This is a genomic window from Ligilactobacillus apodemi DSM 16634 = JCM 16172 (genome assembly GCF_001434405.1).
Taxonomy (GTDB): domain Bacteria; phylum Bacillota; class Bacilli; order Lactobacillales; family Lactobacillaceae; genus Ligilactobacillus; species Ligilactobacillus apodemi.
Map to the genome: position 1 here is coordinate 67,450 of NZ_AZFT01000031.1, position 519 is coordinate 67,968.

Genomic DNA, 519 nt, shown 5'->3' on the forward strand with positions numbered 1-519 from the left:
GGTGGCGCGGGACGGAATCGAACCGCCGACACAAGGAGCTTCAATCCTTTGCTCTACCAACTGAGCTACCGAGCCACAACAATAATATATATTTATTTAATTTGCAATTACTTGCAACGGTCCTAACCGGATTTGAACCGGTGATCTCCTGCGTGACAGGCAGGCGTGATAACCCCTACACCATAGGACCAAATTGGAATGGAGGATACAGGGCTCGAACCTGTGACCCTCTGCTTGTAAGGCAGACGCTCTCCCAACTGAGCTAATCCTCCATAAGTGACCCGTACGGGATTTGAACCCATGTTACCGCCGTGAAAGGGCGGTGTCTTAACCACTTGACCAACGGGCCATAATCTTAAAACGGAGAGTAAGGGATTCGAACCCTTGAAACAGGTCATTACCCGTTTACATGATTTCCAATCATGCTCCTTCGGCCAACTCGGACAACTCTCCAATTAAAGGCAACTCCGGCAGGCGGACTCGAACCGTCGACAGCCTGATTAACAGTCAGGTGCTCTA

The 519-nt window shown here is 50.1% G+C and carries 5 tRNA genes; all 5 read right to left on the minus strand.

Going from position 1 to position 519, the window contains the following annotated elements:
• Window positions 1–2: 2 nt before the first annotated feature.
• Window positions 3–75 (minus strand) — tRNA-Phe (locus FC32_RS02950).
• Window positions 76–117: 42 nt separating this feature from the next.
• Window positions 118–190: transfer RNA gene (locus FC32_RS02955), tRNA-Asp, on the minus strand.
• Window positions 191–199: 9 nt separating this feature from the next.
• A tRNA-Val gene (locus FC32_RS02960) sits at window positions 200–272 on the minus strand.
• Between the two features lie 5 nt (window positions 273–277).
• Window positions 278–349, minus strand: a tRNA-Glu gene (locus tag FC32_RS02965).
• 12 nt (window positions 350–361) lie between these two features.
• A tRNA-Ser gene (locus FC32_RS02970) sits at window positions 362–453 on the minus strand.
• Between the last annotated feature and the right edge of the window lie 66 nt (window positions 454–519).